This is a genomic window from Fusicatenibacter faecihominis, from assembly GCF_020686945.1.
Taxonomy (GTDB): Bacteria; Bacillota; Clostridia; order Lachnospirales; family Lachnospiraceae; genus Limivivens; species Limivivens faecihominis.
The window spans coordinates 173113-182071 of the sequence record NZ_JAJEPR010000005.1 but is presented as its reverse complement, the minus strand read 5'-3'; the positions used below and the strand labels follow the sequence as shown (position 1 = coordinate 182071).

Sequence of the window (8959 nt, the reverse complement as noted above, 5' to 3'; positions counted from 1 at the left end):
TTGTCCGGGATGAGATTTATATTGGAACCAGAATCTGGGGAAAAACACGTTGCAGTATGCATACCGGTCATAAAGCAATTCTGAATGATGAAACAGAATGGGTTCGCCTGGAAAATCATCATACGGCAATTATAGACAGGGCATTGTTTGAAAAAGCAAATGAAATGCATCCGAAAAAGAAGAGAAGTGTTGCGGAATCACGCACTAATTTTACTCTGGAAAGACGTAAAAAACAGCCGGCATTGCTGCTATGTGCCAACTGTGGGCATTCTCTGTTAAAAGAAACAGAGCATCTGCTGAAATGCTCAGATGCCCGAACCAATGGAGATCCTGTGTGTCGAAGTCTGGTGATCCGGCGGGAACCGCTGGAGGAGAATATCCTTGGGCTTGTTCATCAGTATGCAGCGTCAATGTTGGAAAAAGAAAAGAAAGTATCTGCCAAAAGGCAATGCGACTACAAAGAGATCAATACCTCAGAATTGCAAAAACAGAGCCGACAGTTGACCTCGGAAAAGATGAAGCTCTATGATGATTATAAAGATGGTCGTATAGATCGTGATTTGTATAAGCAGAGAGCTGAAAAGATAAGTGTACAGCTGGATGAAATAAAACGAAAGATAGAAGATGCAGAGAATAGTAAAAAGCTTCTTGAACAAAATGAACTTTCTGATAAAATAAAACTAAAAGATTTCTTGGGAATTCAGAAGTTCGATACAGAGAAGTTGCGTGAGATTATCAAGGTGATTCGTGTTCATAGTCAGGATGAAATTGAAATCGAATGGAATTTTGACGATATTTTTTCGGAACAGAGGTAACTTGAGCAGGACAAGAATGACTTATCATAAGATAATAAAGGTGCTGGGACTACCTGATGGAAGCGTCAGATAGTCTTCGGCAGAAAAAAATAAAATTTTTTTGTCCTATACTTGACACATCCACATGTATGCAGGCACACCTTTTGCTCTAATATGGCAAAATCCGGGATGAATCCGAAAACCTTGCAGTATATCATGGGTCACGCAGACATCAGTGTAACCTTGAACACTTACACCCATGTGAATTTTGATGATGCAAAGGAAGAAGTATATCGGATAGCGAATAGTTAAAAAAGCCCGTTGGTAAGGACGCTTGCTTTACCAACGGATTTACCAAGATTGCAGGGAAAAACACAAGAAAATACGAGAAGATTTGAGAAGATACCTTGAAAAGAAAGGAAAACTCAAAAGTCGGAAAACCCTGAAATATCAAGCGTTTGAGAAGAAATACAAGATTTAAATGGAGATATAAAAAGATGATTAGAGTATTATTTATCTGCCACGGCAATATCTGCCGTTCCCCCATGGCAGAGTTTGTTTTAAAAGATATGGTAAAATCCTGTGGTATCGCGGAGCAGTTTGAAATTGCGTCCGCAGCCACCAGTACGGAGGAGATCTGGAATGGGGTGGGGAATCCGGTGTATCCACCGGCGAAGGCGGAGTTAGAAAGGCATGGAATCAGCTGTGAAGGGAAGAGAGCGGTTCTGCTGAAGGCTTCGGATTATGATGAGTATGATTACCTGATCGGGATGGATTCCATGAATATCAGAAATATGGAACGGATGACGGGGCATGTTCGAGGTGAAAAGATTCATAAGCTTCTGAAGTTTGCCGGAAGTGAGGCAGATTGCCAAGATCCATGGTACAGCGGGCAGTTCGATGTGACCTATCGGGAAGTGGTGGCCGGGTGCGAAGGCCTGCTGAAGTATTTAAAGGAAGAAGGAAAGTTGTAAGAGAGTTGTACGGTCTCACTCACATTCTGCATAATGACCTGCCTGAATTTTCAGTTTGTCAATCGATGATACTACTACATCGCATCATTCTTCTGCCTTGCAGGATTAAAATTGTTATGCTGAAAATGAATGATACAGTACACTGGTTTGCCTGAGAATAGCAGACCTTGCTCCAAGATAACAGAAAGAAAGGAAAACAAAAAAAGATGCAGTCCGAACGGGATAAGAAAGGCGCCGGGTTAGCGGATGAAGATGTGGAAACGATACATTACTGGATTTATTCACCTGGTGACGGGGCGTGTAAATGGGATGAATTTTGTAAGCGTGGAATAATGGGACTTGGTTGGAGTGCGATTGGTGATCTTTCGCAATATACTTCCAAAGATGAGATGAAGACGGCAATGAAAGCGAAGATTGATCCGACGAAAACCTATAAAAACGATGCACACGCTACCTGGCAGTTTTTGCGGGAGATGAAACCGGGTGATGTTGTGTTTGCAAAGAAGGGCATGCATTCGATCATCGGCCGCGGCGTTGTTGCTTCCGATTATATGTATGACACGACAGACACAGAGTATCCGAATGTTCGCAAAGTAAAATGGACAAACATTGGTGAGTGGGCGCATCCCAGCCAGGCAGTTATGAAAACACTGACGGATATCACCATATACACAGACTATGTGGCAAAGTTAAATGCCTTGGTAGATGATGCTGATACAGAGCAGGAAGATATAGCGTTCCCTGAATATACTCCGGAGAAATTTCTGGAGGAAGTATATATGGATGCTGACTGCTATGACACATTGGTGGAACTTGTCCGTATGAAGAAAAATGTTATCCTGCAGGGGGCTCCGGGTGTGGGAAAGACGTTTGCTGCAAAACGTCTGGCCTATTCTATGATGGGATGTAAGGATCAGAATCGTGTTATGATGGTTCAGTTTCATCAGAGCTATACATACGAAGATTTTATAGAAGGCTTTCGACCGTCAGGTACGGGAAATACTTTTGAGATCAAAAAAGGAGCGTTTGCAAATTTTTGCAGGAGGGCCTCGGAAGACCCGGATCATGAATATTTCTTTATTATTGATGAGATTAACAGGGGAAATCTGAGCAAAATTTTCGGAGAACTGTTCATGCTGATTGAGAATGATAAGCGCGGCAATGCATTGCAGTTACTGTATTCCGGCGATAAATTTTCTGTGCCGCCCAAGCTTTATATCATTGGAATGATGAACACCGCGGACAGAAGTCTTGCGATGCTGGATTATGCGTTGCGCCGCAGATTTGCCTTTTTTGAGATGAAACCGGAATTTGAGAGCGACGGATTTCGGGAGTACCGAATGCATTTGGCAAATGGGAAGTTTGATCGCCTGATTGACTGTGTCGAAAAGCTCAACACAATCATTGCTGCCGATGATTCCCTTGGAGAAGGATTTTGCATCGGACACAGCTATTTCTGTAATTTGAAAGAGATTACGGATAAAGTGCTTTCCAATATTGTCGAATATGAGATGGTCCCGCTGCTGAAAGAGTACTGGTACGACGAGCCAATCAAGGTTAAGGATTGGGCGGAAAAATTAAGGAGTTCGGTAAAGTGATACCTGTTCAGAATATTTACCATATGCTGGCTTATGCATTTCGGGTCCTCAATGAAGACGGATACAGGAGTGTGGCCACAGAACAATTTCATAATGTGGCCGAACTATGTGCGGCAATCCTGATAAAGGGTGTTTCGCTGCAGATAAAGAGAGGGCTTGAGCGAGAGTATGTTTCTGAGACGGATACCTTATCCGGGATCAGGGGAAAAATAGATCTTACGGAATCCATCAAAACACAGACTCTGCTCAGAAGGCAGATGGTTTGCACTTATGATGAATTTTCAGTGGATACCTATCGGAATCGAATCATTAAAACCACCCTCTTGAAGCTTCTTCATGGAGATATTAACAAGTTGAGGAAAAAGGAAATCCGGAAGCTCTTGGTTTTCTTTGCGGATGTACAGGAGCTTGAGCTTTCTTCCATTGATTGGAACCAGCAGTATGCAAGGAATAATCAGACGTATCGTATGCTGATATCCATATGCTGCCTGGTGCTGAAAGGACTGCTGCAGACGACGGCAGATGGAAGCATGAAGCTGATGCAGTTTATAGATGAACAGAGAATGTGCAGGCTTTATGAGAAGTTTATTCTGGAGTATTACAGGAAAGAGCATCCGGAGCTTACGGTAAATGCATCGCAGATTTTCTGGCAGTTGGATTCGGATTCCAGTGATATGCTTCCGGTGATGCAGACGGATCTTATGCTTTCCAGGGAGGAAAAGGTACTTATCATTGATGCGAAATACTATGAACATACGACGAGGGTACAATATGGAAAACATAAACTTCATTCCGACAATTTATATCAGATTTTTACCTATGTTAAGAACAAAGAGTATGAATTGAAGGATCAGCCCCATGAGGTTGCGGGTATGCTTTTGTATGCCCGGACAGAGGAGAAAATCCAGCCGGACCAGAAATATAAGATGAGCGGGAACTGGATTTGTGTAAGGACGCTGGATTTGAATCTTGATTTTACTGAGATCAGAAAGCAGCTGGACGGGATTGTGGAAGAATACTTTGAAGAGGCGGATAAATTTTTAGAATCGGAATCATAAAGCTGAGACAGAAAACATATATTGTTTTTAAAGTGTTCGGCAGGAGCGCTTGAATTTACTTGCACATAAAAGGAATAAAGAACATTCAGATAAGATTTTGTGATTGCCACAGATGTTATCTGAATGTTTTTTATTGGGGAAAAATGAGTTCTTTTGGGAAAAGGAGAGATAAGAAATGTTTCATAAAAGGAAGGAAAGAAAAGATTGTCGTGGGAGTTTCTGGCGGCGGAGCCTGAGTTTTCTGCTGGTGTTGCTGCTGGTGGCAGGCTGTGTTCAGGTGGTGGGAAACCAGGCGGAAGCAGCATCGGAACCGCTTTCTGAGTTTCAGCCAGAGACACAGGCCGGAATGGAAGTATTACTATCAGAGACGGAGCTTGTAACGGAAACGGAGAGTGAAATAACAACAGAAGCTCATTCGGAACCGGTTTCGGAGTCTGAAAGTGTCGCCAACTCAGAGAATCTTCCGGAAACGGAAACAGAAACGATCCGGGCGACGGAAGCGGATTTCCAACTGGAAACCGAATGGGAAACAGAGACAGCCTCTGATTTGAATCCGGAGACAGAGTCAGAATCTGAGCCTGGCACAGAAACCGAGACAAAAGTGGAAACGCAAGCAGAAACTGAGTCTGAGTCGGAAACCGTTTCTGAACAGGAAACCGAGTCCGAAGCTGAAACAGAAACGGAAACAGAATCGGAGACGAAAACGGAATCCGAAATAGATACGGAGAAGCAGCATGCCAATTTTGTTGCTTTCCAGGAAAAACTGGTTTTGTTTGAAGCTTCCGGAATCCAGGATGACAACTGGCTGGAGGCGCAAACACTCCTGGAAGAGATCCGGAAATCCTATGAAGAAGAAGGGCTGACGGAGGAGGATTACAAGGACTTGTCTGAGCGCTTAAAGGCTTTACTGGAAGTCTACTACAATCGTATGGCGGAGCGGGCCGAAGGAAATGCCTGGCTCAGTCTGATAAACAGCGGCTGGTTTCAGCAGTACAGCGGCTATGCGGGAGCCGATGCTGAGGTGGAAGCGGAAGGAACCGCAGTATCTTTTCAGAGTATGGAAGCGCAGATGAATCAGCGCCGAAGCGCCCGGGTTCCGCAGCCGTCAGATGTTCAGGTTGTAAATCAAGGCGGAAGCGAGACTTCTGAGGATGGAGTAACGATTAGTAAAACGATCCAGGGAACGGATCTGGAAAATGTGTTTGATATCACGCTTCAGGTAAGCACGCCGAGGGATATTCTGGAGGTTTACAAGGATCCGGATATGGCTGTGGTTATTGTGATGGATATTTCCAATACGATGACCAATGGTTTTGGTGGTACGACTCGTTATCAGGCGGCTATGACAGCGGCAGAAACGTTTCTGGATCAGTTTGCGGAGAGTTCCACTTCTCAGGAAATCAGCAAGGTTGGGTATGTGGCCTTTAATACCGATGCACATGAGATCTTCGGGCTTCAGTCCTGTAGCAGCCAGGATCAGGCGAATACATTGAAAAATACTATGAGGACTGAAACTGAGAAAATTATTGATAAAGCCGGGTATAAAGATGACCATTCCCGATTTACGAATATCGAGGCGGGCCTTTCTATGGGAAAGGATATGCTGCAAGGGGCAACAAATAAGAATAAATATATTATTTTTCTGAGTGACGGTTTCCCTACGACTTATATTAGCAGTGGTTACAATGGATATGATCCGTATGATTCAGCAGGTACAAGATTTAAAGATCGAGTTTTAAATAAACCCTGTACTTACGGCACCAGCTACAGCAACGAAGCGGCTATTCGCGCCCGCAACAAAGCGGCCGAGGTCAAGGCATCAAGCATTACTATTTTCTCAATCGGTGTGGACGTAGGTGGTCAGACCATTCAGCAGTATACCACACAGTCGGAAAAGGCAGATGGTTTTTCTGTTGTAGACCGTACTGGTACTACCTATGAAATCGGCGATGCCGCCAGTACCGAGGCCTACAAAACCTGGCTTCGCAACAGCATCGGTTCAGGCTACTATTACGACAGCACCGATTTGACAGGTCTTCAAAAGGCCTACGAAGAAATTTTTGCCAAGATTCGTGACTTTAACGAGATCACAGCAGAAGCTCAGTGGGTAGCCAACGATCCGCTGCCCTTCTCTGGCACGGCTTCCCAGATGGTGGAATTTATCGGTTTTTATAATCAGACGCCGGAGCTTGTCAAAGAAAACCTCAGCGGGGCACACGAAAACGGCGGTGAAAACACAGCTGTCTATGATTCGGATAAAACGACGATCCGCTGGGATCTGAAAAAATCGGGTTATGTGGAGACAGGAAGCGGTACTTCGCAAATTTATACTTATCAGCTGGTTTATCGCGTCCGCCTGAAGAATGAAGCGGCAGGTTTCACTGAAAACAAGGATTACGACACCAATGATACCACGTCGCTGACCTATCAGATCTTTGAGGGTGATGGTGATAATGTTACAGCTTCTGAACCAAAAACGATGGAGTTCCAGATTCCCTCGGTAAAAGGCTATCTGGTGGAGCTGGAATTTTCAAAACAGGATCCCCATGGCCAGGCGGTAGCCGGAGCGGAATTTACTCTGAGTCATGATACGGAAAAATGCAGGCTCTGTCATGGTGACGGGACGATAACGGTTATCCCGAACAAAAAAGCAGTTTCAGATGAAAACGGGAAGGTCTCTTTTACTGCGATTCCCTCCGGGCATCAGTACCGGATGACGGAGAGTAAAGTGCCAGAGGACTATTATTCCAATGGAAATCAGTATTTACTGACGGCAGCTTACAATGAACTGACAATAAAGACGATTGACCGGAATGGAAATCTTCTCACGGCTGCAGATGGTACGGCGCGGCCTTGGAGTGGAGTTGTAACAAACAGTACCCGGTATGAGCTTCCAAGCACCGGCGGAATGGGAATCCTGTGGTATACGACAGGTGGATGGCTGACGCTTTTCGTGGCGTCTCTCTTCCTATTGTATAAAAAAATAAAAGGAAAGGATGATGGAAGAAATGAAGAAATTCATTAGCTTTTTACTGACGATAATCATGGTATTTTCCATGGCAGTGTCCGTTTTTGCGACCAGCGGAACCAATGATGACACCGGAAAAATCACGATCAATAATGCAGTGGAGGGGGAGACCTATAAGGTCTATCAGCTTCTGGTATTGGAAAGCTTTGACACGGTGAAAAAAGCATATGCTTATAAAGCAGTTCCAGCCTGGGAAAACTGGCTGAGAAGCCAGACGACTTATTTGAGTTTTGACGGGCAGGGGGGATATGTGAGCTGGAAAAAGGATGCGGATCCGGCAGCTTTTGCCAAATTGGCTCTGGCAAAAGCAAAAGAGTTGGAAAAAACAGATCCGGAAAATCCGGAGGAATCCGCAAAAATCACCCCTATTTCCAGAACAGCAACAGGGAACACGGTAGTTTTTGACAATCTGAACCTTGGCTACTATCTGGTAGACACGACCCTTGGTACCCTCTGTTTCCTGGATACCACGGCAAAAGAAGTGACGATAGCAGAGAAGAACGAAGAACCTACGGTCGATAAGGAAGTTAAGGAGGATTCCACGGGTGAATTTGGCTCCACAAACACAGCTCAGATCGGTGACACTGTAGAATTTAGAACCACTATCCATGCAAAAAAAGGTGCTCAGAGCTACGTCCTTCACGATAAAATGACCGAAGGTCTGACTTTGAATCCAGACAGCATTTCCATAGAAGGTCTGGAGAAAGGAACAGATTATACGGTGCAGTTTGACAGACCACACCAGAAAAAGGACGGCACCACCGATTATACCTGCACTTTCGAGATCGTATTTGCCCAGGCATATCTTGACACGATTACTGAAGATACAGACCTGGTAGTAACCTATTTCGCAACCCTCAACGAAAAAGCAGTAATCTCCACCGATGCAAACTTAAACGACACCCGTTTGGAATACGGTGAAGCCAGCACCACAGAATGGAAACAGACTGAAACTAAGACTTTTAAATTTGGCCTGGTAAAACTGGATGAAGAGAAGAAACTTCTGACGGGAGCGGAATTTAAGCTTTACGATGCAAAGACCGGCGGAAAAGAAATTATTCTTGTGAAGGAAACGGATGGCGTTTACCGTGTAGCAACAGAAGCCGAGACAAAGGCCGAAGGTTTTACTCCTGCAACGATCGAAGCTGGCTATGTGGAAATAAAGGGTCTGGATGCAGACACCTATTACCTGGAAGAGATAAAAGCTCCTGACGGTTTTAATAAACTGAAGGAACGCAAGGAAGTAAAGATGGAAGGCGGAAATAATACAATAACCATGGATGGTAACGTTTATAAGAACGGCGTACAGATCGTGAACAAAAAGGGCACCGAACTCCCCAGCACCGGCGGCATGGGCACCACGGTTCTTTATATCGCGGGCGCACTCCTGATTCTGGCTGCTGCCGCTGTTCTTTTACTGAAAAAATACTTCCATAAGGAAGCTTAAAAATTCGCTGCATGGCCGGGGAGAAAGCTTTCTCCGGCGGTGCAGCAGTGAGGAGAAAAC

6 protein-coding genes and 1 pseudogene are annotated in these 8959 nt (G+C 44.6%); all 7 read left to right on the top strand.

The window, feature by feature from the left end:
- Positions 1–815 (top strand): recombinase family protein (locus tag LKD71_RS04910; RefSeq protein ID WP_227614585.1); only part of this gene is annotated, 815 nt, incomplete at its 5' end.
- A 120-nt stretch (positions 816–935) separates the two neighbouring features.
- Positions 936–1106, top strand: a pseudogene (locus LKD71_RS04905) (tyrosine-type recombinase/integrase); the annotation flags it as partial.
- A gap of 185 nt (positions 1107–1291) precedes the next feature.
- On the top strand, positions 1292–1768 hold the full coding sequence (locus LKD71_RS04900) for a low molecular weight protein-tyrosine-phosphatase (RefSeq protein ID WP_227614584.1): 477 nt from the start codon (positions 1292–1294) through the stop codon (positions 1766–1768).
- A gap of 206 nt (positions 1769–1974) precedes the next feature.
- A complete protein-coding gene (locus tag LKD71_RS04895) occupies positions 1975–3366 on the top strand; it encodes an AAA family ATPase (protein ID WP_331466384.1) in 1392 nt (463 codons plus the stop codon).
- Positions 3363–4424: a 5-methylcytosine-specific restriction endonuclease system specificity protein McrC gene (gene mcrC, locus LKD71_RS04890; protein ID WP_227614583.1), complete on the top strand. Its 1062-nt coding sequence runs from the start codon at positions 3363–3365 to the stop codon at positions 4422–4424. Before LKD71_RS04895 ends, mcrC begins: the two co-directional genes overlap by 4 nt.
- A gap of 175 nt (positions 4425–4599) precedes the next feature.
- Positions 4600–7449 carry a SpaA isopeptide-forming pilin-related protein gene (locus LKD71_RS04885; RefSeq protein ID WP_227614582.1) on the top strand — a complete coding sequence of 950 codons (2850 nt, stop codon included), beginning with the start codon at positions 4600–4602 and terminating at the stop codon, positions 7447–7449.
- On the top strand, positions 7433–8899 hold the full coding sequence (locus tag LKD71_RS04880; RefSeq protein ID WP_227614581.1) for a SpaH/EbpB family LPXTG-anchored major pilin: 1467 nt from the start codon (positions 7433–7435) through the stop codon (positions 8897–8899). The genes LKD71_RS04885 and LKD71_RS04880 overlap by 17 nt, the downstream gene beginning before the upstream one ends.
- Positions 8900–8959 lie beyond the last annotated feature (60 nt).

Coding starts and splice junctions, on each gene's coding strand:
- LKD71_RS04900 (WP_227614584.1), top strand. CDS start 1,292: ATGATTAGAGTATTATTTATCTGCCACGGCAATATCTGCCGTTCCCCC.
- LKD71_RS04885 (WP_227614582.1), top strand. CDS start 4,600: ATGTTTCATAAAAGGAAGGAAAGAAAAGATTGTCGTGGGAGTTTCTGG.
- LKD71_RS04880 (WP_227614581.1), top strand. CDS start 7,433: ATGAAGAAATTCATTAGCTTTTTACTGACGATAATCATGGTATTTTCC.
- LKD71_RS04895 (WP_331466384.1), top strand. CDS start 1,975: ATGCAGTCCGAACGGGATAAGAAAGGCGCCGGGTTAGCGGATGAAGAT.